Consider the following 23,371-nt stretch of genomic DNA (forward strand, 5'->3'; position numbering starts at 1 on the left):
ACCGATCGTCGCGGACCAGGCCCCGGAACGCGCTCACAGCCAACCCGAAGGATCCTCGGGACCAATCCGCGTTCCCCGCGCGTTGTCCCCGATGACCTGAGAAACTGAGTCGAGCAACGAAGGAGTCACCATGACTGACGACGGCATCATCACCCGCACCCCCGGCACCGAGACGGCGGTCCTCGCCGGCGGCTGCTTCTGGGGCATGGAAGACCTCATCCGCCGCCAGCCCGGCGTGCTGACCACCCGTGTCGGCTACACCGGCGGGCAGAACGACCACGCGACGTACCGGCACCACCCCGGTCACGCCGAGGCGGTCGAGATCGTCTTCGACCCGTCGAAGACGTCGTATCGCGACATCCTGGCCTTCTTCTTCCAGATCCACGACCCCTCCACGCTGAACCGTCAGGGCAACGACATCGGCACGAGCTACCGCTCGGCGATCTTCCCGCTCTCCCCGGAGCAGGAGCACGTGGCTCGCGAGACCATCGCCGACGTCGACGCGTCGGGTCTGTGGCCGGCGCCGGCCGTCACCACGATCGAGCCCGAGGGCCCGTTCTGGGAGGCCGAGCCCGAGCACCAGGACTACCTCATCAAGCACCCGGGCGGCTACACCTGCCACTTCCCGCGCGCCGGGTGGGTGCTCCCCGCCCGCGACGCGGAGGCATCCGCGCCGACCGCATGACGGACGCATCGGGCGCCCGCCCCGCGCGCCGACTGTGGGTCTTCGCCCCCGTCGGCGCCGCGGCGGCGCTCGTCGCGCTGCTGCCGTGGCTCCTGACGGGCGGGCGGATGCCGGTGCAGAACCTGTGGTCGGAGATCCCCGCCGACGTCCCGTTCGTCCTGCTGCCCATCCACCCGTACACCGCGATCCTCGCCGCGGCGATGCTGCTCGTGGGCGGGGCCGTCGCGGGGATCGCCGGCCGGGCGCTCGGTGCACCGCGCACCCGATGGGCGACGCTGCTGCTCCTCGGCGGGCTCCTCCTCGTGCAGGGCGCCGCGGTCCTCCAGAGCGCGCTCACCACGCGGGCGACCCTTCCGGATCGCCGCGACGCGGACCTGTACATCACGGCGCTGACCGTCGGCACCGTGCTGGCCCTGCTCGCCGCCGCGGGCGTCCTCGTGCTCGTGGCGCGCGCGCCGCGTGCCGGCGCCGTCGTCGGGCTGTCGGTCGGCGCGGTCGCCGCCGGCACGTGGCTGGCCGCGGTGATCGTCCCCTTCGGCTCCGTGTCGCAGGAGGTGCCCGCCCTCCTGCCGCTGGTCCAGTGGGTGGCCCCCGTGCTGGCGGGTGCGGCGATCGCCTGGGCGGGCATCCGCAGCGTCGGGCGCGTCGTCGCGGCGCTCACCGCCGTCCTCGTCGTGTGGATCGGCCCCGCCGTGCTCACGGGCGTCGGCTACGCGGTCGGCAGCCGCGTGATGTGGAACGACCCCGCGGGCATGATCGACGGCGCGATCCACGTCTTCGGCCTGGCGCTGCTCACGCCCGAGCTCGCCTGGCGTCCCCTCGCCGCGTGCGTCGTCACGGCAGCGATCGGCCTCGGCATCCGCGCCGTCGTGCACCGGCGGAGCCGACGGGGCTCATCCGGCGAAGAACTCCGACGCGACGCGTGAGAGAGCGAGCAGGTCGGCGGTGCCGGCCAGCTCGCGTGCGGAGTGCATCGACAGGATCGGGATGCCGACGTCGACCGTCCGCACCCCCAGCCGCGTCGCGGTGAGCGGCCCGATCGTCGAGCCGCACGGGACCGCGTTGTTCGAGACGAACTCCTGGCTGCGCACCCCGGCCGCGGCGCACCACGCGTGCCACGCCGCTGCTCCCGCGCCGTCGGTCGCGTAGCGCTGGTTGGCGTTGATCTTGAGGATGGGGCCCGATCCGAGCACCGGCTGGACGACGGGATCGTGCTTGTCCGGATAGTTGGGGTGCACGGAGTGCCCCACGTCGCTCGACACGCACCACGACGCTGCGAGGGCGCGCAGCTGCTCCTCGCGGGTGGCGCCCAGGCCGGTGTGGACGCGCTCGAGCACGTCGGCCAGAAACGGCCCCGAAGCCCCGGAACGGGTCGCCGACCCCACCTCCTCGTGGTCGAAGACGGCGAGCACGGCGATGTGGTCGCCGTCGCCCGACGACACCTCCCCCCACCTCTCCAGGGCGACGAGGCCCGCGTGCACCGACGCCAGGTCGTCGAGGCGTCCGCTCGCGAAGAAGACGTCGTCCTTGCCGAAGACCGCCCCTCGTGCGGCGTCGGCCGTCACCACGTCGTAGCCGCGGATCCGCGCGGGATCCACGCCCGCCCCCGTCGCGAGCTCGCCCAGCAGGTCGGCTGACTCGGGTGCGCCCAGTCCCCAGACCGGCTGCGTCTGGGTCTGCTTGTGCAGAGAGAGGTGGTCGTTGGCCTCGCGGTCGAGGTGGATGGCGAGCTGCGGCAGACGCAGCAGCGGACCGGTGGCGGCCAGGACCGCCGTGCCGTCGTCGAGCACCAGGCGCCCCGCGAGACGCAGCTCGCGGTCGAGCCAGGAGTTCAGCAGCGGGCCGCCGTAGATCTCGACGCCGGCCTGCAGCCATCCTGCACGCCCAGTCGTCGGCCGCGGCTTGAGCTTGAACGCCGGGGAGTCGCTGTGCGCGCCGAAGATGCGGAAGCCGGTGTCGGCGGTCGCCGAGCCGGGGACGGCCCACGCGATCACGGCGCCGTCGCGGACGACGAGACCGCGGTCGCCGGCGCGCACCGTCCAGGACTCGAGCTCGTCCCGCGGGGCGAAGCCCGCGTCGGTCAGCCGCCGGGCCACCTCGGCGGCGGCGTGGAAGCTCGACGGCGACGCCGCGACGAAGTCGGCGAGATCGGCGGCGTGGGCGAGGGCCTCGGGGGTGGCGGGCACGGTTCTCCTCGGTGATCGGGGGCGCCTCCCAGCGTAGTCAGCCCCGCGCGCCGGATCGCCTGTCAACCCCCTCGCCCGCACCGCCCGCCGCGCGCATCCTCGGGAGTCCGCCGACGCCCGTCGGCAGTCAGAGGAGGAGCATCATGGTCACCCTGCCCAGCATGCCCGGCGAGACGCCGCCCCCGGCCCCCGGCGAGCCGTCGCCGCCGAACCCCGCCGAGCCCCTCGCGCCCCACCCGGAGGAGCCGTTCGCCCCGTCGCCGCCGGAGCCGTCGCCGATGCCCAGCGACCGCTGAGCCCAGCGGCGCAGCCATCGTCCCCGCCGCCGCCCGCGCCACCACCCACGTCGTCGCCCAGGTCGACACCCGCGTCGTCGCCCACGTACCGGCGGCGTGGGTAGGGTTGCGGCATGGCCCGCCACACCGACCCCGACGAAGCGCGCGCCGTCGAGACGCTCGGCGCCGCGGTGCGCGAGGCGCGGCGGCGCCTGGGGCTGAGCGTCCAGGCGCTGTCCGACAAGGCCGGGGTGAGCTTCGGTCTCGTGAGCCAGCTCGAGCGCGGCATGGGCAACCCGTCGCTGCAGTCGATCCATCGCCTTGCCGGCGCCCTGGGCGTCCCCGCCGGCCAGCTGCTCGACGAACCGGTCGGCGAGCTGGCCGTCGTCTCTGCCTCCCAGCGCCATGTGATGCCGCCCGCCGCCGACGTCCCCCTCTCCGCACAGGCCACGCGCGAGCTCCTGACCCCCCGGGGCGAGTCGATGCTCCAGCTCATCCGCTCGACCCTCCCGCCCGGGTTCAGCAACGAGCCGCATCCGTTCCGGCACATCGGCACCGAGACGGTGACCGTGGAACGGGGCGTGCTCATCGTCGCGCAGGGCGAGCGCCGGGTCGAGCTGCACGCCGGCGACACCGTGACCTACGGCTGCTCGGAGGCCCACTGGTGGGCGAACGGCCACGACGACGTGACCGTCGTCCTGGGCGCCGTCACTCCGTTCGAGCGCTGACCCGCTCGGCCAGATCGCGGCCGCGCAGCGCCACCAGGCGCGACAGCTCGGCCAGCGGGTCCCCGTGGTCGTCGACGCGCAGGTCGACGCTGCGGTGGCGGAGGGGATCGTCCGCACGACCCGCGCTCGGCTCGCCGCGACGCTCCGGGCGCGCCGCCGCGGCCACGAGCACCGCTGCGCTCTGCCGCCCTCGGGCGTCTCCCCCGGCGCGCTCACCGGCGAAGAGCGCCGACACGAGGACCTGCGCGAACAGCGCCGCGCTCGCGGGGTCGGCCGGGTCGATCTCCGGCATCCCGGCGAGATCCTCGACCATCGCGGAGAGCACCTCCGGGCCGGTCAGGAAGTTCCCGGCCACCACCGCATCCGCGGCGACGATGTCGCCCGCCCAGTCCGTGATGTCCCGGCCGGAGCGGGCCGCTCCCGGTCCCGCCACGGACAGGGCGGCCACCTGGCGCAGCTCGGCCCGGTCGTCCCACGCGGGAACGGCGTCGACCGCCTCGGCCGCGCTCGCCCCGGCCGCGAGTTCGCCCAGCAGCAGGCCGCGGAGGGAGCGGTTGGTCCACGCCTGGCTGGCGACCACGCCCACGCCGGGGCGGATCGCAAGCACGGCGTTCCCGGCGGCGAGCGACCTGCTGGCGGTGGCCGCGCCGACCAGTCCGGAACGGGCGTCACGGGCCAGGACGGTGTACGTCATGCGTCTCCTCTTCGGCGGGTCCGGCTGCGCGCCTCACGTGCATGGCATCGGGACGCGGACGATTGTGAAGATTCTGTTTCGAGATGACCCTGGGCTTGTCTCGCCTCTCATGGTCGCACATACTGATCGAATCATCATCTAAATGATGGCCCGAATCCAGCACGAGAGGCATCTCATGTCCCAGCGCACCGCCTTCGGAGCGACGGCCCTCGTCGCCGCTCTCGTCCTCGCCGGCTGCTCCGCCGGGGAGAGCGTCGATATCGACGGCCCCAGCGAGTCGACCGGGGGCCAGACGCTCGTGGCCGCGATCGGCGGCGAGCCCGACCAGCTCGATCCGCAGAAGACGAGCTCGTACTTCTCGTTCGAGGTGCTCGAGAACGTCTTCGACACGCTCGTCGAACCCGACGAGAACCTCGAGATGCAGCCCGCCCTCGCCGAGAGCTGGGAGGTCAGCGACGACCAGCTGACCTGGACCTTCACCCTCCGCAGCGGGGTGACCTTCCACGACGGGTCGGAGTTCACCAGCGAGGACGTGGTCTACTCCTACGAGCGCATCATCGACGAGCAGCTCTCCAACGCCTGGAAGTTCAGCTCGGTCACCGACGTGTCGGCGCCCGACGACACCACCGTGGTGATCACGGTGGCCCAGCCCACGCCCAACCTGCTGTCCAACCTCGGCGGCTTCAAGGGGATGGCGATCGTCGAGCAGGGCAACGTCGAGTCGGGCGACATCACGACCGCCCCGGTGGGCACCGGGCCCTTCTCGGTGGCGGAGTACACCGCCGGCGACCACATCACCCTCGCCGCCAACCCGGACTACTGGGGCGGCGCGCCGGAGCTCGGCGGCGTCGAGTACCGCTTCATCTCGGAGCCCGCGACCGCCCTGGCGGCCCTGAAGGCCGGCGACATCGACTGGACCGACGTCGTGCCGGCCCAGCAGGTCGGCGAGCTGGAAGGCGACGACGCGCTGACCCTCGGCGTGACCCCGTCCAGCGACTACTGGTACCTCGCCCTCAACGAGGCGAAGGAGCCGTGGAACGATGTGCGGGTGCGTCAGGCGATCGCCTACGCCATCGACCGGGACGCCATCGTGCAGGCCGTCAGCTACGGGACGGCCGCGCAGAACCAGCTGGCGATCCCGGAGCAGAGCTTCTGGTACACGCCCTACGACGAGTACTCGACCGACCTCGACCGCGCCCGGGCGCTGCTCGACGAGGCGGGGTTCACCGGTGGCACCCTCGACATGCTCGCCACGAGCGACTACCCCGAGACGGTCACGGCGGCGCAGATCATCGCCGCGAACCTCGAACCGCTCGGCATCTCGGTGGAGATCCGCCAGCCCGACTTCTCGACGTGGCTCGACGAGCAGAACAGCGGCAACTTCGACATGCTGATGATGGGATGGCTCGGCAACATCGATCCGGACGACTTCTACTACTCGCAGCATCACACCGACGGCACGAGCAACGCGCAGAAGTACTCCAACGCCGAGGTCGACGAGCTGCTCGACGCTGCCCGCGTGGAGACCGACCAGGACACCCGCAAGGATCTGTACGGTCAGGCGGCGACCATCATCGCCGACGAGGCCAGCTACATCTACCTCTACAACCCGTCGGTGATCCAGGTGTGGTCGCCCGCGGTCTCGGGATACGAGACGCGCGCCGACCGGGCGATCCGCTTCCGCGAGACCGCGCTGGCCGACTGACCCTTCCGACGAGAGCAGACCACGCATGAGGATCCAGCCCGCACGCATCGCGCGGTTCCTCGGCGTGCGTCTGCTCTCGTCGGCGATCGTCCTGTTCGGCGTGCTGGTCGTCGTGTTCGCGCTCATCCAGCTCGTCCCCGGCGATCCCGTCCGCCTCGCCCTGGGCACCCGCTACACCCCCGAGGCCTACGAGGCGCTGCGGGCGGCCTCGGGTCTGGACCGGCCGCTGTGGGAGCAGTTCCTCGGCTACCTCGGGAGCGCCGTGACCGGCGACCTGGGAGTGAGCTTCCGCAACGGCCAGCCGGTGACGACCACGCTGTTCGAGCGACTGCCCGCCACCGTGTCGCTGGCCGTGGTCGGCCTGGTCATCGCGCTCGTCATCGCGATCCCCGCCGGCATCTGGTCCGCCCTCCGCGAGGGACGTGCGAGCGACCTCATCGTGAGGCTCACCAGCCAGTTCGGCGTCTCGATCCCGGACTTCTGGCTCGGGATGCTGCTCATCTCGCTGTTCTCCGTGACCCTCGGGTGGCTGCCCGCCAGCGGCTACGCGCCCCTCGCGGAGGACCCGGCACGATGGCTCCGGCAGGTGACGCTGCCGGCGCTGACGGTGGGACTGGTCGCGGGTGCGATCATGACGCGCTACATCCGCGCGGCCGTCATCGACGTGGCCTCCTCGGGCTACGTGCGCACGGCGGTGTCCAAGGGACTCCCGCCGCGCGTGGTCACGTTCCGCCACATCGTGCGCGGGGCTCTCGTGCCCGTCCTCACGATCGCCGGGATCCAGCTCGCGACGATCCTCGGCGGCGTCGTCGTCGTGGAGGTCGTCTTCGCGTGGCCGGGCCTGGGTCGTCTCGTGTACGAGGCGGTGGCCGCGCGCGACTACCCCCTCATCCAGGGCGCCGTCCTGCTGGTCGCCGTCATGTTCATCGTCGTGAACCTCGTCGTCGACGCGCTCTACGCCGTCGCCGATCCGAGGATCCGGGTCTCGTGAGGTGCCCATGACCGTGGATCAGACCCCCGTCCCCGTCGCCGCGGATCCCCCGCGCGGACGGATGTCGACGTGGCGGCTGCTGCTGTCCAACCCGATCTCCGTCGTCAGCGGCTCCGTCCTGGTGCTCATCGTCGCCGCCTCGATCCTCGCGCCCTGGATCGCGCCGTACGGCATCAACGAGATCGACGTCGCCGGCGCCCTCGCGCCGCCGAGCGCGGCGCACTGGTTCGGAACCGACGAGCTCGGACGGGACGTGCTCTCCCGCGTGCTCGTCGCCGGATCGACGTCGCTGTCGATCGCGGCGGTCGCCGTCCTGTTCGCCCTCGTCGTCGGCGTCTCGGTCGGTGCGGTGGCCGGCTACCGCGGCGGATGGGTGGATGCGGCGCTGATGCGCGTCGTCGACGTGATGTTCGCGTTCCCCGTGCTGCTGCTGGCCCTCGCGATCGTGGCGATCTTCCAGCCCGGCCAGGTGACGACCATGATCGCCATCGGAGTCGTCTACACGCCGATCTTCGCGCGTGTCGCCCGCGCGAGCGCCCTCTCGGTGCGCACCTCGCCCTTCGTGCAGGTGTCGCAGACGATGGGGACCCCGGCCGGCTGGATCCTGTTCCGCCACGTGCTGCCGAACATCTCCGGCCCACTCGTGGTGCAGACCTCGCTGTCGCTCGCGTTCGCGATCCTGTCCGAGGCGGCGCTGTCCTTCCTGGGGCTCGGCATCCAGCCTCCCGCGCCCTCGTGGGGCGGCATGCTGTTCACGGCTCAGGGCTTCCTCACGCAGGCATGGTGGATGAGCGTCTTCCCCGGAGCGGCGATCTTCGTCACGGCGCTCGCGTTCAACCTGGTGGGCGACGGCCTGCGCGACATCCTCGATCCGCGTCAGCGCACCCTGATCGAGGCGAGGAGGATCCGATGACGCTGCTGACGGTGCGCGACCTGCGGGTCGCCGTCGGGCCCCGGGAGATCGTCCACGGCGTCGACCTCGCCGTGGAGCGCGAGCAGACGCTCGGCATCGTGGGCGAGTCGGGGTCGGGCAAGACCCTGACCGTGCTCGCCGCGACGGGACTGCTCGACGTCCCCGGCGCGCGGGTCTCGGGAGCGAGCCTCCTCGGTCCCGGTGCGCGCGACGAGAGTGCCGCGGCGCTGGACCTGGTGACGGCGTCCGCGGCGCAGCGGCGCCGCGTGCACGGGAGCCGCGTCGGCTTCGTCTTCCAGGACCCGTCGACCTCGCTGAACCCGTACCTCACGGTCGGGCGGCAGATCACCGAATCCCTCGAGACCCATCGCCGGCTCGGGCGGCACGCGGCACGCCTGCGCGCCATCGAGCTGCTCGAGGCGGTCGGGCTCCCCGATCCGGGCGAGCGCGTGGACGCGTACCCGCACCAGTTCTCCGGCGGCCAGCGTCAGCGGGCGATGATCGCGATCGCGCTGTCCTGCGACCCGGATCTGCTCGTCGCGGACGAGCCGACGACCGCGCTGGACGTCACGACGCAGGCGCAGATCCTGTCGCTCGTGCGCGACCTCCAGCGCGAGCGCGGCACCGCCGTCGTGTGGATCAGCCACGACCTGGGCGTCGTCGGGCAGGTGGCCGACGACGTGCTCGTGCTGCGCGACGGGCGCGCCGTCGAGCAGGGACCCATCGGCGCACTCTACGCCGCACCCGCCCACGCCTACACCCGGGAGCTCCTCGAGGCACGTCCCCGGATCGTGGCGGGAGCGGGGCCCCGCCCCCGGCCCGACGCGCCGCCGCTGCTCGCCGTCGAGGGCCTGGACGTGCAGTTCACGATCGGCACCCCGACCGGCCGGCGCACCGTCCACGCCGTCGACGACGTGTCCTTCACCGTCCGGCGGGGCACCACCCTGGCGCTGGTCGGCGAGTCGGGTTCGGGCAAGTCCACGATCGCCAACGCGCTCACCGGTCTCGTCCCCCCGCACCGCGGCGCTGCGACCCTCGGCGGGTCGGACCTGCTGCGGGCGCGGCGGCGCGACCGGCGCCGGATCGCGATGGTGTTCCAGGACCCGTTCGCCTCGCTCGATCCGCGCCGCAGCGTGGGCGACGCCATCGCGGAGCCGCTGCGCGTCCATCGTCTGGGCGGCGCGGGTGCCGCGGCCCGGGCGCGGCGCGTGGCCGAGCTCCTGGACCTGGTCGACCTTCCGGAGGCGTTCGCCGGGCGCTTCCCGCACGAGCTGTCCGGCGGGCAGCGGCAGCGCGTGTCGATCGCCCGTGCTCTCGCGCTCGAACCGGAGCTGATCATCCTCGACGAGGCGACGGCCTCCCTGGACGTGTCCGTGCAGGCGCGCGTGCTGGGGCTGCTGCGCCGGCTGCAGGACGAGCAGCACCTCACCTACCTCTTCATCGCCCACGACCTGGCCATCGTCCAGCAGATGAGCCACGACGTCGTCGTGCTCCAGAATGGCCGCGTCGTCGAGGCCGCGCCGGCCGCGGAGCTGTTCGCGTCGCCCCGCGATCCGTACACCGTCCGGCTGCTGGAGGCCGTGCCGCCCGAGCTTCCGCGCGCGGCGCGCTGAGCCGGCCGGCCGGACTCAGCCGGCGAGGGTGCGCAGCGCCTCGTCGATCGGCACGTCGCCGCTGTTGAAGGTGATGGTCCGGCGCGAGGTCGCAGGCTCGGCGATGGCTGCGGCGATCACGGCGGCGACGTCGGCGCGGGCGACCGAGGCGGGCTCGGCGGCCCGCACGTCGATGCGGCCGGTCGGCGGGTCGAGAGTCAGCGCGGAGGGCGCGAGGATCGTCCAGTCCAGCGAGCTCGCGCGCAGGTGCGCGTCGGCCGCCGTCTTGGCCTCGGCGTAGGCGAAGAAGGGATCGTCCGGCGAGACGCCGTGGCCTTCGCCGGCGCCGAAGTAGGAGACCATCACGTACCGGCCCACCCCGACGGCGGCCGCCGCGTCGATCGAGCGGATGGCGGCGTCGCGGTCCACGGCGTACGTGCGCGCGGGATCGCCCCCGCCCGCGCCGGCCGACCACACGACCGCGTCGTTGCCGCTCACGAGGTTGGCGAGCTGATCCGTGTCGAGCGACTCGACGTCGGCGACCAGCGGCGTCGCGCCGGTGCCGGCGACATCCGCCTCGTGCTCCGGATTGCGGATCACCGCGGTGACGTCGTGGCCCGCAGCCACGAGGAGCGGCTCGAGGAGCAGCGCCACCTTCCCGTGTCCGCCGATGAGCAGGATTCTCGCCATGGTGGTTCCTTCCGTCGTGTCGAGCCTACGTCGCACGCGTTCCGGCCGGGCGGCTCGCACCGGCGGGAGGGTCACCACCCCATCGAACCCGGGACCCCTTTGAACGGTCCGGCGACCCACGACGTGACCCAGCCGCCGTAGAACCCGCCCGGCTGGGGCTCCACGGTCTCACCGTCGACGGTGCACCGGTCCATGCCGCCGGCGTACACCGCCACGCGGCCGACCAGGTCGCCGTAGCCTCCGCTCGGGTCGGGGTAGCCCCAGGCGGCGCGCTCGCGCACCTGGTCGCCCCCGACGACGTCGAAGTAGGCCGCCTGCCCCTTGAACTCGCACCAGGACGACCCCGCGGCCGGCCTCAGCGCCCCGGGGGCGAACGCGCTCTCGGGCAGGTAGTACACCGGCGGGTGACTCGTCTCGAGCACCCGCACGACGTCGGTCGTGTCGACGATGACGACGCCGCCCAGCTCGATGGTCACCCGCGAGGAGATCCGCTCCGCACGCGGCGGCCTCGGGTAGTCCCACACGGACTCCTGGTCGTCGCGGACGGGATCGGGAACGGGGCGTCGCATGTCCTTCACTGTACGTCGGCGCAGCGCCCCCAGGGCCGGGATGACCGGGGCCGGGATGCCGGGGGCTGCAGGGGCCGGATGACAGGGGCCGGAGCCCGCAGGGTCCGGTTCCCGCGGATCCCCGGCCGCGGTCGCCCTCACACCTCGGAGGCGAACGCCCGGAGCACCTCCGCACCGGCGCGGGCGAACACCGGGATCCGCTCGATCGGCGTCTCCACGCGCACCCGGCGCGCGCCGTCGTGCGTCGCGCCGGACCAGACGTCCACCCACGAGCCCTCGGGCAGCCAGACCTCGACCGACGTCGCCCCCGGCTCCAGCACCGGGGCCACCAGCAGATCGGCGCCGAGCATCCACTGCGCCCCGGTGTCCCACGCCTGCGGATCGTCGAAGAAGAGGGGCCGCATGAGGGGTCGGTCCGTGGCGATCGTCTCGCGTGCGGCGGCTTCGAGGTACGGGACGAGCCGCTCCCGGAGGTGGGTGAACGACCGGACGAGCGGCAGCACCCGCTCGTCGCCGGTGCGCTCGGCGATGTTCCACGGCGTCCGGTCGCGCGAGGGCGTGCGGTGGTGGTTGAACTCCGAGTGGTACTGCATGATCGGCACGAAGGTCGAGGCCTGGAAGGCCCGGATGTAGAGCTCGGCGTCCGGGATCTCCCCCGAGAAGCCCGCGATGTCCCATCCCCAGTAGACGATCCCGCTCGCGGCGGCCGACAGGCCCGCGTTCATCGACCACGCGAAGGCCTCCCACGTGGAGTTCTCATCGCCCGCCCAGAAGGCGCCGTGCGCCTGCGAGCCGGTGAATCCCGCGCGACTGAAGGTGACCGGCGCCTTGCCCGCCGAACGCAGCAGCCGGCCGTACGCGTCGGCGTACGCGACCGGGAAGGTGTTGTTCTTCTCGTCGCCGCCGCGCCCGTCGAGATACACGAGCTCGGCACCCCACGCGTGCTCCCCGCCGTCGGTCTTGAAGCCGTCGACGCCGATCTCCTCGACGAGGTAGCGGCGTTTCTCGGTCCACCAGTCGGCGGCCCGCGCATCGGTGAGGTCGGGCATGAGCGACAGCGGGAACCACCAGCCCCGGTTGCGGTACGGCCGGAGCGCGCCGCGGGCGTCGGGCTCCCGGATGAGCACGTCCTCGGCGATCGCGGCGCGCGCGTCGGCCGACAGCTGTCCGGACGGATGCGGACGCATCTTCAGCAGCGGGATCTGCCACAGGTGCAGCCGGATGTCCCGTCGGTGCAGCTCGTCGGCCATCCCCTTCGGGTCGGGCCAGGCCCCCTCGGCGGGGAAGGTGAAGTCGCCGAGCCGGTGCGGGGCGCCGTCGTGCGACACCTCGTACCGGGCGTCCCGGAAGGCGGTGAAGGTGGACTCGTCGCTCCACGCCTCGATCACGACCGATCCGACGGGGATGTCGTGGGCTGCGTGCAGGTCCATCTGACGCATCACCTCGGTCTGCGTGTTCCACTCGTTGCCGCTGGCCCACAGCCGGAAGACCCAGCCCGGAAGCTCCTCGGCGCGGCCGACGCGGTCGAGGAACGCCCCGAGCACCTCGGTGGGGGTGCCGTCGAACAGGCGCAGGTCCAGGACGCCGTCCGGGCCCGCCTCGGCCTCCACCTCGATCCGGTCCGCGTGGGTGCGGCCGAGGTCGAACCACACGCGCCGCGTGGTGTCCACGTGGAAGCCCCATCCTTCGCCGCCCACGACGTGGGCGAACGGCATGGGGAGGTAGGTCTTGCGCTCCGCGCCCTGGCTCTTGTACTGCTCGAACACCACCGAGTCGAGCACGGCTCCCGTGTGATCGAGCGTGTCGAAGCGCTCCCCGAACCCGGTGACGTGCTCGCCGGGTGCGAGGGGCAGCGCGAAGCGCACCCGCCACGCGCGCTCCCCGTCGTGGAACCGCTGCACCGATCCGGCCAGCGCGCGGGCGCGACCGTGCTCGATGAGCGCCTCCGGCGCGTCCTCCCAGGTCGCGGCACGGAACGCGAACGTCCTCGACCGCTCGGTGCGCCCCTGACCGGACACCGCGGTGAACCGGTAGCGGTAGGTGCCGCCGGAGCGCAGCACCGGGGTGGTCGCCTGCCAGCCGCCGACCGCGCGCGCACGCCGGCTCTGCGCCGAGGCGAGGTGGCCACCGTCGGTGAGACGGCCCCGCGAGGTGGTCGCGACGGGCTCGAGCGTCAGCTCGACGCTCTCGCCGGCGCCTCCGGCGTCGGGGAGCCATTCGAGGACGCAGGTCACCGCGGTGACGGCGCCGTCGGCCCGCACCCCGAGGGTGGCGGTCCGGCCCGCCTCGGGCGTCACCGGGTGGCGCTGCTCGGTGTCGACGGAGTACGGATGGCCGGAGCCGGCGGGACGGTGGCGGATCATCGGGGGTCCTTCAGCGAGTCGGGGGTGAAGCGGCCCAGGGCCAGGCCCAGGCGCAGGAGCATCGCGTGGCTCCACAGCAGCGGGGTCGCCGCGGTGCCCCAGCGGTCGATCCACTCCTGACGCATGCCCGGGGCGATGAGGTGGTCGGCGACCTGCTCGGGCAGGTCGAGGTCGGGGGTCGCGGTGGAGGCGGCCCAGTCGAAGAGGGCCTCGGCGGCGGCGCGGTCGCCGGCGGCGAGGTGGGCCAGACCGAGGAAGCAGCTCAGGAGCGGCCACTGGCCGCCGCCGAAGAAGGTGTCGCCGAGGAAGCGGTGGACGCCTCCGTCGACGTTCAGGTGCGCGTCGAGCACCGCGATCGTCCGCGCGCCGAGCACGGAGCGGGCCTCGACGAAGCCGAGCGGGGCGACGGCGGCCGCCAGGCTCCCGTCGACGGCGGTGCTCCCGAGCCATTTGCGGAGGTGGCCGTCGAGCACTCCCTCGGCGGCGACGAGGGAGCGGATGCCGTCGACGGCCGCCGCCGCACGCTCCGCGCGCCCGGGGTCGAGCAGGGGCGCGACGGCCTCCAGCCCGGCTCCGACGCAGGCGAGGGTGGACACGTGCACGTGGGTCGCGTGCTCCTCCCACCAGTCGTAGCAGGGGCGCTCCCACGAGGCGACGAGGTAGTCGACCGTCAGCTCGACGGCGGCGCGCCAGCGATGCACGTCACCGCCGTGCCGATCGCGGTGGGCGACGAGCGCCCAGAGCCAGGTGCCGTAGCCGTCCAGCTGGAAGTCCCACCACTCGTCGGACCCGTCGCCCCCGTCGAAGGTGTAGCGGGCGGGCAGCATCCGCTCGGCGGCCGGCGGACGGCCCGCAGCCGACTCGGCGACGATCCAGCGGATGAGGTCGGCCCGATCCTCGAGGACGCGGGCGCACCAGTCGAAGAAGCGCTCTGCCGAGGCCGCCTCGCCCGCCGCCGAGGCGGCGTCGGCGATGAACGCGCCGTCGCGGAACCAGCAGTAGCCGCGATAGGCCGAGAACGTCGGACTCGCCGGGTAGGCCCCCTCGGGAGTCTGCAGCGCGGTGATGAGCCGGATGCTGTGGGCGGCGAGCGCGGCCGTCGGAGCGGCGGTACGGGTGTCGGGCACGGGGGTTCCTCTGTCTCGAGAAGGCGGGCGGGACCGCGGGGCGGCGAGGACGTGCGGCGGGCGGGAGCCTCCCCGCCCGCCGCACGCGCGGGCTACGGCAGCAGGCCGTCGACCTCGGTCGCCAGGGCGGGGATCGCGTCGGCGACCGTGGCGCGACCGGCCGCGATCTCGCCGAGCGCGTTGCCCACGGCGTCCTGGATCTGGGTCGCGTTGGCGCCCAGCTGCGGCGCGTCGGCGACGTGCTCGAGGGAGTCGAACACGGCGATCCGGTTGGCCGGCGGCGTCTGCTCCAGGTAGGGCGCGAGGAGAGACTCGTCGCTGATCGCGGGAAGCTCCCACCCGGCGTTCAGGCGCACGTCGACCATCTCCTGCGAGCTGGTCAGGAACTGCGCCCACTTCTGCGCAGCCTCCTGGTGCTCCGCGGACTGCGAGACGACGACCGCGTTGGAGAACGTGGCGCTCGCCTTCTGCGCGTCACCCGGCTCGACGGCGATGTCCCACTCGAACGGCAGGTCGCCGACGAGGCTGATCATCCAGATGCCCGTGTGCCACATGGCGAGCTTCCCGTCCTTGAACAGGTTGGTGTCGAAGTCGGGCGTGCCCGCACCGTCGGCGGCGGTCGGCATGACCGTGCCCGACTTGCCGGTGAGCCACTCGGCGGCGGCCTTGCCGGCGTCGGAGTCGAAGCCCGCCGACCCGTCGTCTCCGAGGAAGCTGCCGCCGGCCTGCTGCACGGCCTTGTAGTACTCGTAGTACGAGATCGGCTGGTAGTCGCCCCAGACGCCGGCCCCGGCATCGGTGAGCTTCTCGGCGGCCGCCTTCTCGTCGGCCCACGTCCAGTCGGAGGTGGGGTAGTCCACGCCCGCCGCGTCGAACAGCTCCTTGTTGTAGAACAGCACGACGTTGGAGAACGACGACGGGAGGCCGTACTGTGTCCCGTCGACGGCGTAGGTGTCGAGCACTCCCTGGCGGTAGAGCGACGTGTCGACGGCGTCGAGCGGCGCCAGCACGCCCGAGGCCTGGATGTTGGCGAAGGCGCCCGCGTCGACGTCGAACACGTCGGCCTGGGTGCCGGCGGCGAGGTCGGTCTGCAGCTGCGTGAAGTAGTTGGCGTAGTCGGTCGTCGTGACGTCGACGGTGATGCCGGGGTTGGCATCCTCGAAGGCGTCGACGATCGTCTGGAGGTTCTCCTCGTTGCCGCCGTTGGAGATGAAGTTGGCGTAGGTGATGGTGACGTCCTCGTCGGTGGCGGCCGGGTCCGGCGATGCCGACGAGGAGCACCCCGCGAGGGCGAGGACCGCCGCCGCGGCGACGACGCCGACGACGGGCTTGCGGATGCTGTTCATGATGGGTGCGATCTCCTTTGATTCGGGTGGTGCAGGTGGTGCAGTGGTGACGGGCTACTTCAGTCCGGCACCGGCGACGCCCTGGACGATGTACTTCTGGGCGAAGACGTAGAGGGCGAACATCGGGATGATGCTGATCACCGAGCCGGCCATGAGCACGTCCCACTGCGTGGAGTACTGGCCCTGGAGGCTCGTGAGGGCGACCGGGAGGGTCTGCATCAGCGGCTCGCGGAGGATGATCAGCGGCCACAGGAAGCTGTTCCACGTGTTGAGGAACGCGAAGACGGCGAGGGTCGCCAGGGCGGGGCGGATGAGCGGCAGGATGATCTGCACGAAGATCCGGAGGTGTCCTGCCCCGTCGAGGGTCGCCGCCTGGTCGAGGTCGTAGGGCACGCTCGCGATCGCCTGGCGCAGCAGGAACACCCCGAAGGCGGTCGCGATCGTCGGCAGGATCGCCCCGGCGTAGGTGTTGATGAGGCCGAGCGCCTTCATCTCGGCGAACAGCGGGACGATGAGCACCTGGAACGGGATCATCATCGTCGCGAGGTACAGCACGAACAGGGCCCCGCGGCCGGGGAACGGCATCCGCGCGAACACGTAGGCGGCCATCGCGCTGGTCAGCAGCTGCAGGAGCGTGCTCGCCACGGCGATCAGCAGCGAGTTGGCGATCACGCGACCGAACGGCACGCGCGAGAACAGCTCGACGTACGGCGAGAGCGACGGGTCGTCGGGGATGAGCTGCGGCGTCGTCGTGAGCGTGGCCCCGGGGGTGATCGAGGTGACGACCGTCCACACGAACGGGAACACCATCACGAGGGCGCCGACGATGAGGACGGCGTACAGCGCGAGGCGCGGGAGCGGCCTAGTCATAGTTCACCCACCGCTTCTGCCCGGAGAACTGCACGAGGGTGACGATCATGATCACGAAGAAGAGGAGCCACGACAGCGCCGAGGCCATGCCCGCCTGGCCGTAGCGGAAGGTCAGGTCGTAGACCTGCTGCACGACCACCTGGCTCGAGTTGTTCGGCCCGCCCCCGGTCATCACGTACACCTGGTCGAACACCTGGAAGCCGTTGATGAGCGAGAGCACGATCACGAAGAAGGTCGACGGCGACAGCATCGGCAGGGTCACGCTCACCAGACGCCGCCACCAGCCGGCGCCGTCGAGCTGGGCGGCCTCGTACAGGTCGGGGTTGATCGACTGGAGCCCGGCGAGCAGGATCACCATGACGAAGCCGAGGTCCTTCCAGGCCGAGGCGAGAATGATCGACGGCATCGACCACGCCGGGTCGGCCCACCAGCCGGGGCCTTCGATCCCGAACCAGGCGAGCACGTTGTTGACGACGCCGTTGCTCGGGCTGAGGAGCCACCGCCAGACGAGGGCGACGACGACCCAGCTGGTGATCACCGGCAGGAAGTACATGCCGCGCAGCGCCGCCCGGCCCTTCAGCCGCGCGTTGAGCGCGAGGGCGAGCGCCAGGCCGCCCACGTAGACGATCGGCAGGTAGCCGACGATGTACATGACGGTGTGCAGGAAGGCGTCGCGGGTCGCGGGGTCGGTGAGCAGGTGCGCGTAGTTGTCGAGTCCCACCCACTGCATCGGGCCGATGAGGTTCCAGGAGTGCAGGCTCGTCCACGCCGCGCTGATCATCGGGCCGATCACGAAGGCCAGGAGCGGGATGAGGCTCGGCAGGAGGAAGGCCGCGACCGTCAGCGCGTACCGCACGCGGCGGCGGCCGGGCATGCCCCGCCGGCTCGCGGGCGAGGACGCGGGCGGCGAGGCGAGCGCCGCCCGGGCGGGAGCGGTCGTGGTCATGGCCGGTGCTCCATCGCCGCCACCAGGCGCTCGCGCACGAGCCGGCCCTGGTCGCCGGCGACGCCCTGCGCGTCGAACGGGGTCGCCAGCACCAGCGCGGCGGCACCCTGCGCCCAGCGGTCGTCGTCCCAGCGCTCCACCTCGACCGTCACGCCGCGCTTGCCCGGGACGAGCGCGCTGCGGAGGGCGGCGTCGAACGCGTCCTGCCAGTGGCTCCACGCCTGCACCCCCTCGCCGAGGAGCACGACGACCTCCGGATCGAGGAGATTGACCGCTCCCGCCATCGCGCGGCCCAGCTGGTGGCCCGCGTGGGCGAAGATCTCGCGCGCCTCGGCATTGCCGGCGTCCGCGAGCGAGCGCAGCTCGTCGACGCCCTCGTCGGGGCCGATGAGCCGGATCGAGCGCGCGTCGTTCACCAGGGCGCCCTGACCGATGATCGCCTCCAGGCAGCCGCGGTTGCCGCACTGGCAGAGCGGCCCGTCCTCGCGCACCGGGACGTGTCCGAAGTCGCCCGCTCCGCCCGAGCGACCGCGCACGATCACCCCGTCGGCGATGAGTCCGGCGCCGACGCCGTTGCCGACGGTGACCACGAGCACGTTCCGGAACCGGCGCCCCTGGCCGAACAGCTGCTCGGCGGCGCTCAGCGCGTTGACGTTGTTCTCCACGACGACCGGGAGGTGCAGCGCGCGGCGCAGCTGCTCGCCGAGGGGAACCTGCACCCAGCCCAGCTGGGTCGAGTCAACGACGCCGATCCCCTGCTGGGCCACGGTTCCGGGAAGGCCGACGCCGATCCCCAGCACCCGCGCGGATCCGCTCTGCTCGATGAAGCGGCGGACCGTGTCGATGAGGTGGGAGGCGGCCAGCGGCGAGACCGCGTCGAACGGCTGCACGTCGGCGCGGCGCACCACGCCGTCGATGCCGACCTCGACGAAGGCCACGTGGTCGGGGGCGACTTTCACGCCGATCGCCGCGAGGTCGTGCGAGACGAGGCCGAGGAGGCGCGCGGGGCGCCCGCCGCTGCTGGCGGCCTCCTGCTCCTCGATCAGCCCGTCGGCCAGGAGATCGCGGGTGAGCTGGGTGACGAGGGCGGGAGAGACCTCCAGCGCCCGGGCCAGGTCGGCGCGGGAGGCGCTGCCGTGCGCTCCCAGGTGCGCCAGGATCGCGGTGCGATTGACGTCGGTCTGGCTTCGCGCTGCCGCCACGGTGAACTCCTTTGTTTACAACTGAATAAACAGTAGAAGTAAGTCCGGGACGACGTCAATACTCGGTTTCGGCTGGAGGGCCGAGGAGACTCCGGCGGGCGTCGGCGGGTGGGGGCGGAACTCAGCGCAGGCCGGCGACGGGCACGCCGAGCCAGCTGCCGAGATCGAGGATCTCCGCACGGACCATCTCGGTCTCCTCGTCGTCCCACGGCACGAGCTCGTGGACGGCGTTCACCACGAGGGTCTCCCGCTTCTTGTCGAGCTGGGCGTCGAGCTGCCCGATGAAGCGGTCGCCGACGAGGATCGGGTGGGCGAAGTAGCCGAACTTGCGCTGCGCCGCCGGCTTGAACTGCTCGAGGATGTAGTCGAACTCGAACAGCTCGCGGAGCCGCGGGCGATCGAACAGGAACCTGTCGTAGGGGTTCAGGATGGCGACACGGCCGCCGGGGTCCTCGTCGAGCGCCGCCAGCGCGGCGGGATCGACCCGCCACGTCCAGGAGCTCCCCTCGACCCGCGCGGGCTCCCCCGCCGTCCCCACCGGCGTCCAGGGCGACTTCTGCTTCGCGAGGCCCGCCGCCTGCAGCCGCCGCGCCTCGAGCACGCGCTCGGCCTCCTCGTAGTCGAGCACCGGCAGATCAGCCGGGTACACGCGCTCGCCGATGTCCCACACCCGCTGACGGCCCTCGCGTCCGACGATCCCCACCTCGCCGAGATAGGAGAGCAGGTCGAGCATCCGCGGCACCTGGTTGGAGCCGTACCAGCCGGCCTCGTCCTTATGCGCCACCTGGCTGGTGTCGGAGATCTGGGACGCCGGCATCGGCCCCTCGGCGCGCAGGCGCGCCAGCACGTCGGCGCGGAACGCGGCGTTGGCGGCCATCCACGCGCTCGCCTGCGCCCGGAACACGCGTCCCCGCATCCGGGCGACCATCGCCGGCATGAGGCTCGCGGCGTGGAAGTGGCCGTCGAACTCGAACAGCAGCCGGTCCTGCTCGACCGCCTTGCGCAGCTGACCCGGCTCGTACGACCAGCCGATGCGACTCCACGGCACCGTCTGCTCGGCGGGTGCGATCGTCGCCGTCGGGTCGATCTTGATCGAGCCGAGCTGCTCGGCGACCTCCACCACGTCGCCGGGTCGCTGCGCGTCGAGCAGCTGCGCGCGCACGACCAGGCGGCGGGCGTCGTCTCGGGAGAGCTCGTGCATGTCATGACAGTAGCGAGGAGCGCCGACCTCGGATCGACGACACTCGTTGCCGCCTCGCCGAGAGGTGATGGCACTCGTTGCCGCCTCGCTGCCCGGGAGCCGACGACGACTGCCCACTGTCCGCGGGGTCCACGCTCGCATCGGGCCGAGGGCGACGAGCGCCGCCGATGCCGGCCGGATTCCGCGCGAGAGGGCGGTGCCCGTGTGACAGGCCTCGCCGCATCCGTCCGGCTCGCCCCAGGGGTTCCGGGGTTACGGCTGCCCACCGCTCGGGTGCGCCGCGCGTCCCCGCCTCCCCGCGCCCGGGTGGCGCTACCGTCGGGTCATGACCGTCCGCAAGCCCGCGCAGACCCGGCGCGCCCGTGCCGCGCGGCGGCGCGCGAAGCGGGTGGCGGCCTCGGGGAGCGACCTGACGGATGCCGAGTGGTTCGCCATCCTCGACGCGTGGGCGCGCTGCGCCTACTGCGGCGCCGACGGCGTGGCCCTGCAGCGGGACTGCGTGCTCCCGATCTCGCGCGGCGGCCGGTACACGCTCGAGAACGTCGTCCCCGCCTGCCGCTCCTGCAACGCCAGCAAGAGCAACGAGGAGGTCACCGTGTGGATGCGGCGCCGCCGGCTGGACGAGCCCGCCTTCCTCGTCGCCTGGTACGGGATCGTCGCCGGGCTGCGGACTCCTCCCCGGGCATCGGCCGACGAGGAAGCCGGCGCTAGCGTGATCCCGTGAGCACCACGCCCCGCTGCCCCTCCTGCCGCCGCTTCCTGACGCTCGACACCCTCCGCTGCCCCACGTGCCGCACCGACGTCGGCTACCAGGTGATCGACCGCGCCTTCCACCCCCTCCGCGACGACCGCATCGTCATCGACGGGGTCACCTGGTACGCGTGCTCGCAGCGCGAGTGGGGATGCAACTGGCTCGTGCGCGAGGACGCGCCCGCCGGGCGCTGCATCTCGTGCCGCCTGACGCGCACCCGTCCGCCGTCCGACGACACGATCGCGCTCGAGAAGCTCGCCACCACCGAGGAGGCCAAGCGCCGCCTCCTCCTCCAGCTGGCCGATCTGGGGCTGCCCATCGTGCCGTGGGACGTCGAGCCCGGCGGACTCGGCTTCGACCTGCTCTCCAGCCGTTCCGACGGACGCCGCGTGATCATCGGCCACGCCGGCGGGATCATCACGATCGACCTCGCCGAGAGTCTCGACGACGTCCGCGAGGCGCTCCGCGTGCGCCTCGGCGAGCCGTACCGCACGATGCTCGGCCACCTGCGCCACGAAGTCGGGCACTACTTCCAGAACGTGCTCATCACCGACGAGGCGACGTGGGCGCGGTGCCGCGCGCTGTTCGGCGACGAGCGCGAGAGCTATCGCGACGCGATCTCGCGCCACTACGCCACCGGAGCGCCCGAGGGGTGGCGCGACTCCTACATCTCCGAGTACGCCACGATGCACGCCTGGGAGGACTTCGCCGAGACCTTCGCCCACTATCTGCACATCTGCGGCACGCTGCAGACCGCCGCGGCCATCGGCATCCACCTCGACGCCGCGGCCACCGACCTGCGCGACGTCGACGTGGTGCCGCGCGAGTCGTACCGCGACGAATCCGTCGGGCGCCTCCTCAGCGACTGGGACTGGATGTCGCAGGCGTTCAACCGGATCAACCGCTCGATGGGACTGGGCGACCTGTACCCGTTCACCATCTCGGCCCCCGTGCAGGACAAGCTGGCCTTCGTGCACGAGCTGATCACCCGCGCGCCGCTGACCACGGCGGAGCAGGTCGCGCTGGCGCTGCCGGATCCCTCGGACGAGCGGAGCTGATCCGGGCGCCCGGGCCGCCCGCGCCGATCAGACGTCGGGCCGGCCGTAGGCCTCGAGCCAGCGCAGCCACACCTCGCTGACGGTGGGGTAGGGCGGGACCGCGTGCCACAGGCGCGCGATCGGCACCTCGCCGACGATCGCGACGGTCGCCGCGTGCAGGAGCTCCGCGACGTCGGGGCCGACGAAGGTCGCCCCCACGAGCACGCCACGCTCCTCGTCGACGACCGCGCGGGCGGTCCCCTCGTATCCCCGCGCGTAGGTGCTCGCCCCGGCGACCCAGGACAGGTCGTAGTCGAGCACGCGCACCGCGATCCCCTCGGCACGCGCCTGCGCCTCGGTGAGGCCCACCGCGGCCGCCTCCGGCTCGGTGAACACGACCTGCGGCACGGCGCGGTGGTCGGCGGTGGCGGCGTGCGCGCCCCACTCGCCGTCGTCGACCGCACCGCCGGTCGCGCGCGCCGCGATGACGTCGCCCGCCGCGCGCGCCTGGTACTTGCCCTGGTGGGTGAGCAGCACGCGGTGGTTCACGTCGCCGACGGCGTACAGCCAGTCCGAGCCGCGGACGCGCAGCGTGTCGTCGACGTCGAGCCAGTCACCGGGCTCGAGGCCGACGGCCTCCAGCCCGATGTCCTGCGTGCGGGGCACGCGGCCGGTCGCGACCAGTCCCTCGGCGGCGCGGACGGCCGACCCGTCGGCCAGCGTCACGACGACCGTGCCGTCGGGCTCCCGGTCGACCCGAGCGATCTCGGCGCCGATGCGCACGTCGACACCGGACGCGCGCAGCCCACCGGCGACGCGCTCCCCGACGAAGGGCTCCATGCCGCGCAGGAGGGCGGACCGCGCGAGCACGGTCACGTGCGTGCCGAAGGAGGCATAGGCGGTGGCCATCTCGCATGCGACGACCCCGCCGCCGAGCACGACGAGCGACGCCGGCACCTCGCGGGCGCCGGTGGCCTCGCGGCTCGTCCACAGCTGCGCGTCGGCGAGGCCGGGCACGTCGGGCAGCAGCGAGGCGGACCCGGTGCACACCGCGACCGCGTGGCGGGCGCGCAGCACCCGGTCGCCGACGGCGACCTGCCGCTCGCCGACGATGCGCCCGTGGCCGCGGACGAGGTCGATGCCGGCGCCGTCGAGCCACGACACCTGGCCCCTGTCGTCCCACTCGTGCACGATCTCGTCGCGCCGGCGGAGCACGGCCGCCACGTCGACGCCGCCGGTGACGGCCTCCGCCGCGCCGGGCGCGTCGCGCGCGGCCCGGAGCGCCGCGCCCGCGCGCAGCAGCGCCTTGGACGGCATGCACGCCCAGTACGAGCACTCCCCGCCGACGAGCTCGCTCTCGACGATCACGGCGCGCAGCCCGCGCTGCACCGCACGGTCGGCCACATTCTCGCCGACGGGGCCGGCTCCGATCACGATGAGGTCGTAGTCGTCCATGGTCCACGCATACCGGAAGTGTGACGCTCTGTGCCAGCCCCTTCG

General features: G+C 72.7%; 22 protein-coding genes. 10 read left to right on the top strand and 12 right to left on the bottom strand.

The features are described 5' to 3' along the window. Positions 1 to 130 precede the first annotated feature (130 nt). Both msrA and ACPWUT_RS11265 read left to right on the top strand, forming a co-directional pair. Positions 131 to 685 carry a peptide-methionine (S)-S-oxide reductase MsrA gene (gene msrA, locus ACPWUT_RS11260; RefSeq protein ID WP_284530574.1) on the top strand — a complete coding sequence of 185 codons (555 nt, stop codon included), beginning with the start codon at positions 131 to 133 and terminating at the stop codon, positions 683 to 685. Next, positions 682 to 1,611 carry a hypothetical protein gene (locus ACPWUT_RS11265; protein ID WP_425837611.1) on the top strand — a complete coding sequence of 310 codons (930 nt, stop codon included), beginning with the start codon at positions 682 to 684 and terminating at the stop codon, positions 1,609 to 1,611. Before msrA ends, ACPWUT_RS11265 begins: the two co-directional genes overlap by 4 nt. Here the strand turns inward: ACPWUT_RS11265 and ACPWUT_RS11270 are convergent. After that, the gene (locus tag ACPWUT_RS11270) at positions 1,579 to 2,871 is read right to left on the bottom strand and encodes a M18 family aminopeptidase (protein ID WP_284530579.1); all 1,293 of its coding nucleotides are present in this window, start codon (positions 2,869 to 2,871) and stop codon (positions 1,579 to 1,581) included. The two genes, ACPWUT_RS11265 and ACPWUT_RS11270, sit on opposite strands and share 33 nt — an antisense overlap. Before the next feature lie 143 nt (positions 2,872 to 3,014). On the opposite strand from ACPWUT_RS11270, the gene ACPWUT_RS11275 reads away from it, so the two are divergent. Beyond that, a complete protein-coding gene (locus tag ACPWUT_RS11275) occupies positions 3,015 to 3,167 on the top strand; it encodes a hypothetical protein (protein WP_284530581.1) in 153 nt (50 codons plus the stop codon). Between the two features lie 113 nt (positions 3,168 to 3,280). Further along, entirely contained in the window at positions 3,281 to 3,874 is a 594-nt protein-coding gene (locus ACPWUT_RS11280; protein ID WP_284530584.1) for a helix-turn-helix domain-containing protein, read from the top strand. On the opposite strand, the gene ACPWUT_RS11285 is transcribed toward ACPWUT_RS11280, so the two are convergent. Continuing rightward, positions 3,855 to 4,568, bottom strand: coding sequence for a DUF1028 domain-containing protein (locus ACPWUT_RS11285; protein WP_425837616.1), 714 nt, complete (start codon positions 4,566 to 4,568; stop codon positions 3,855 to 3,857). The genes ACPWUT_RS11280 and ACPWUT_RS11285 overlap by 20 nt on opposite strands. Before the next feature lie 175 nt (positions 4,569 to 4,743). Here ACPWUT_RS11285 and ACPWUT_RS11290 point away from each other — a divergent pair, with 175 nt between their 5' ends. The 4 genes from ACPWUT_RS11290 to ACPWUT_RS11305 are packed head-to-tail and all read left to right on the top strand — an operon-like array spanning position 4,744 to position 9,790. After that, positions 4,744 to 6,273 carry an ABC transporter substrate-binding protein gene (locus tag ACPWUT_RS11290; protein ID WP_425837619.1) on the top strand — a complete coding sequence of 510 codons (1,530 nt, stop codon included), beginning with the start codon at positions 4,744 to 4,746 and terminating at the stop codon, positions 6,271 to 6,273. A 25-nt stretch (positions 6,274 to 6,298) separates the two neighbouring features. Then, positions 6,299 to 7,264 (top strand): ABC transporter permease, encoded by a 966-nt coding sequence (locus ACPWUT_RS11295; protein WP_284530589.1) that lies wholly within the window; start codon positions 6,299 to 6,301, stop codon positions 7,262 to 7,264. A 7-nt stretch (positions 7,265 to 7,271) separates the two neighbouring features. Continuing rightward, entirely contained in the window at positions 7,272 to 8,177 is a 906-nt protein-coding gene (locus ACPWUT_RS11300; RefSeq protein WP_284530591.1) for an ABC transporter permease, read from the top strand. Next, the gene (locus tag ACPWUT_RS11305; protein WP_425837624.1) at positions 8,174 to 9,790 is read left to right on the top strand and encodes a dipeptide ABC transporter ATP-binding protein; all 1,617 of its coding nucleotides are present in this window, start codon (positions 8,174 to 8,176) and stop codon (positions 9,788 to 9,790) included. The genes ACPWUT_RS11300 and ACPWUT_RS11305 overlap by 4 nt, the downstream gene beginning before the upstream one ends. 15 nt (positions 9,791 to 9,805) lie before the next feature. On the opposite strand, the gene ACPWUT_RS11310 is transcribed toward ACPWUT_RS11305, so the two are convergent. The 9 genes from ACPWUT_RS11310 to ACPWUT_RS11350 form a co-directional block, all read right to left on the bottom strand. Further along, positions 9,806 to 10,459: an SDR family oxidoreductase gene (locus tag ACPWUT_RS11310; RefSeq protein WP_425837627.1), complete on the bottom strand. Its 654-nt coding sequence runs from the start codon at positions 10,457 to 10,459 to the stop codon at positions 9,806 to 9,808. A 71-nt stretch (positions 10,460 to 10,530) separates the two neighbouring features. Next, a complete protein-coding gene (locus ACPWUT_RS11315) occupies positions 10,531 to 11,028 on the bottom strand; it encodes a DUF427 domain-containing protein (protein WP_284530595.1) in 498 nt (165 codons plus the stop codon). A 137-nt stretch (positions 11,029 to 11,165) separates the two neighbouring features. Beyond that, on the bottom strand, positions 11,166 to 13,391 hold the full coding sequence (locus tag ACPWUT_RS11320; RefSeq protein ID WP_425837631.1) for a TIM-barrel domain-containing protein: 2,226 nt from the start codon (positions 13,389 to 13,391) through the stop codon (positions 11,166 to 11,168). Beyond that, positions 13,388 to 14,518 (bottom strand): glycoside hydrolase family 15 protein, encoded by a 1,131-nt coding sequence (locus ACPWUT_RS11325; RefSeq protein WP_425837634.1) that lies wholly within the window; start codon positions 14,516 to 14,518, stop codon positions 13,388 to 13,390. Before ACPWUT_RS11325 ends, ACPWUT_RS11320 begins: the two co-directional genes overlap by 4 nt. Before the next feature lie 92 nt (positions 14,519 to 14,610). Next, positions 14,611 to 15,864, bottom strand: a complete 1,254-nt coding sequence (locus ACPWUT_RS11330) for an ABC transporter substrate-binding protein (protein ID WP_425837637.1) — start codon at positions 15,862 to 15,864, stop codon at positions 14,611 to 14,613. A gap of 54 nt (positions 15,865 to 15,918) precedes the next feature. Beyond that, entirely contained in the window at positions 15,919 to 16,734 is an 816-nt protein-coding gene (locus ACPWUT_RS11335) for a carbohydrate ABC transporter permease (RefSeq protein WP_284530601.1), read from the bottom strand. Continuing rightward, entirely contained in the window at positions 16,727 to 17,680 is a 954-nt protein-coding gene (locus tag ACPWUT_RS11340; protein ID WP_425837641.1) for a carbohydrate ABC transporter permease, read from the bottom strand. Before ACPWUT_RS11340 ends, ACPWUT_RS11335 begins: the two co-directional genes overlap by 8 nt. Continuing rightward, a complete protein-coding gene (locus tag ACPWUT_RS11345) occupies positions 17,677 to 18,882 on the bottom strand; it encodes an ROK family protein (protein WP_425837644.1) in 1,206 nt (401 codons plus the stop codon). The genes ACPWUT_RS11340 and ACPWUT_RS11345 overlap by 4 nt, the downstream gene beginning before the upstream one ends. Before the next feature lie 121 nt (positions 18,883 to 19,003). Next, positions 19,004 to 20,083: a DNA glycosylase AlkZ-like family protein gene (locus ACPWUT_RS11350; protein ID WP_284530607.1), complete on the bottom strand. Its 1,080-nt coding sequence runs from the start codon at positions 20,081 to 20,083 to the stop codon at positions 19,004 to 19,006. Between the two features lie 325 nt (positions 20,084 to 20,408). On the opposite strand from ACPWUT_RS11350, the gene ACPWUT_RS11355 reads away from it, so the two are divergent. Both ACPWUT_RS11355 and ACPWUT_RS11360 read left to right on the top strand, forming a co-directional pair. Next, positions 20,409 to 20,807 (top strand): HNH endonuclease, encoded by a 399-nt coding sequence (locus tag ACPWUT_RS11355; protein WP_284530609.1) that lies wholly within the window; start codon positions 20,409 to 20,411, stop codon positions 20,805 to 20,807. Then, positions 20,804 to 21,892: a zinc-binding metallopeptidase family protein gene (locus tag ACPWUT_RS11360; RefSeq protein ID WP_425837648.1), complete on the top strand. Its 1,089-nt coding sequence runs from the start codon at positions 20,804 to 20,806 to the stop codon at positions 21,890 to 21,892. The genes ACPWUT_RS11355 and ACPWUT_RS11360 overlap by 4 nt, the downstream gene beginning before the upstream one ends. Positions 21,893 to 21,919: 27 nt before the next feature. Here ACPWUT_RS11360 and ACPWUT_RS11365 read toward each other — a convergent pair whose 3' ends face one another. Further along, entirely contained in the window at positions 21,920 to 23,326 is a 1,407-nt protein-coding gene (locus ACPWUT_RS11365) for a dihydrolipoyl dehydrogenase family protein (RefSeq protein ID WP_425837651.1), read from the bottom strand. Positions 23,327 to 23,371 lie beyond the last annotated feature (45 nt).

The organism is Microbacterium sp. PA5 (genome assembly GCF_049860775.1).
Classification (GTDB): domain Bacteria; phylum Actinomycetota; class Actinomycetes; order Actinomycetales; family Microbacteriaceae; genus Microbacterium.

Coding starts and splice junctions, on each gene's coding strand:
- msrA (WP_284530574.1), top strand. CDS start 131: ATGACTGACGACGGCATCATCACCCGCACCCCCGGCACCGAGACGGCG.
- ACPWUT_RS11265 (WP_425837611.1), top strand. CDS start 682: ATGACGGACGCATCGGGCGCCCGCCCCGCGCGCCGACTGTGGGTCTTC.
- ACPWUT_RS11275 (WP_284530581.1), top strand. CDS start 3,015: ATGGTCACCCTGCCCAGCATGCCCGGCGAGACGCCGCCCCCGGCCCCC.
- ACPWUT_RS11280 (WP_284530584.1), top strand. CDS start 3,281: ATGGCCCGCCACACCGACCCCGACGAAGCGCGCGCCGTCGAGACGCTC.
- ACPWUT_RS11285 (WP_425837616.1), bottom strand. CDS start 4,568: ATGACGTACACCGTCCTGGCCCGTGACGCCCGTTCCGGACTGGTCGGC.
- ACPWUT_RS11290 (WP_425837619.1), top strand. CDS start 4,744: ATGTCCCAGCGCACCGCCTTCGGAGCGACGGCCCTCGTCGCCGCTCTC.
- ACPWUT_RS11295 (WP_284530589.1), top strand. CDS start 6,299: ATGAGGATCCAGCCCGCACGCATCGCGCGGTTCCTCGGCGTGCGTCTG.
- ACPWUT_RS11300 (WP_284530591.1), top strand. CDS start 7,272: ATGACCGTGGATCAGACCCCCGTCCCCGTCGCCGCGGATCCCCCGCGC.
- ACPWUT_RS11305 (WP_425837624.1), top strand. CDS start 8,174: ATGACGCTGCTGACGGTGCGCGACCTGCGGGTCGCCGTCGGGCCCCGG.
- ACPWUT_RS11310 (WP_425837627.1), bottom strand. CDS start 10,459: ATGGCGAGAATCCTGCTCATCGGCGGACACGGGAAGGTGGCGCTGCTC.
- ACPWUT_RS11315 (WP_284530595.1), bottom strand. CDS start 11,028: ATGCGACGCCCCGTTCCCGATCCCGTCCGCGACGACCAGGAGTCCGTG.
- ACPWUT_RS11320 (WP_425837631.1), bottom strand. CDS start 13,391: ATGATCCGCCACCGTCCCGCCGGCTCCGGCCATCCGTACTCCGTCGAC.
- ACPWUT_RS11330 (WP_425837637.1), bottom strand. CDS start 15,864: ATGAACAGCATCCGCAAGCCCGTCGTCGGCGTCGTCGCCGCGGCGGCG.
- ACPWUT_RS11335 (WP_284530601.1), bottom strand. CDS start 16,734: ATGACTAGGCCGCTCCCGCGCCTCGCGCTGTACGCCGTCCTCATCGTC.
- ACPWUT_RS11340 (WP_425837641.1), bottom strand. CDS start 17,680: ATGACCACGACCGCTCCCGCCCGGGCGGCGCTCGCCTCGCCGCCCGCG.
- ACPWUT_RS11350 (WP_284530607.1), bottom strand. CDS start 20,083: ATGCACGAGCTCTCCCGAGACGACGCCCGCCGCCTGGTCGTGCGCGCG.
- ACPWUT_RS11355 (WP_284530609.1), top strand. CDS start 20,409: ATGACCGTCCGCAAGCCCGCGCAGACCCGGCGCGCCCGTGCCGCGCGG.
- ACPWUT_RS11365 (WP_425837651.1), bottom strand. CDS start 23,326: ATGGACGACTACGACCTCATCGTGATCGGAGCCGGCCCCGTCGGCGAG.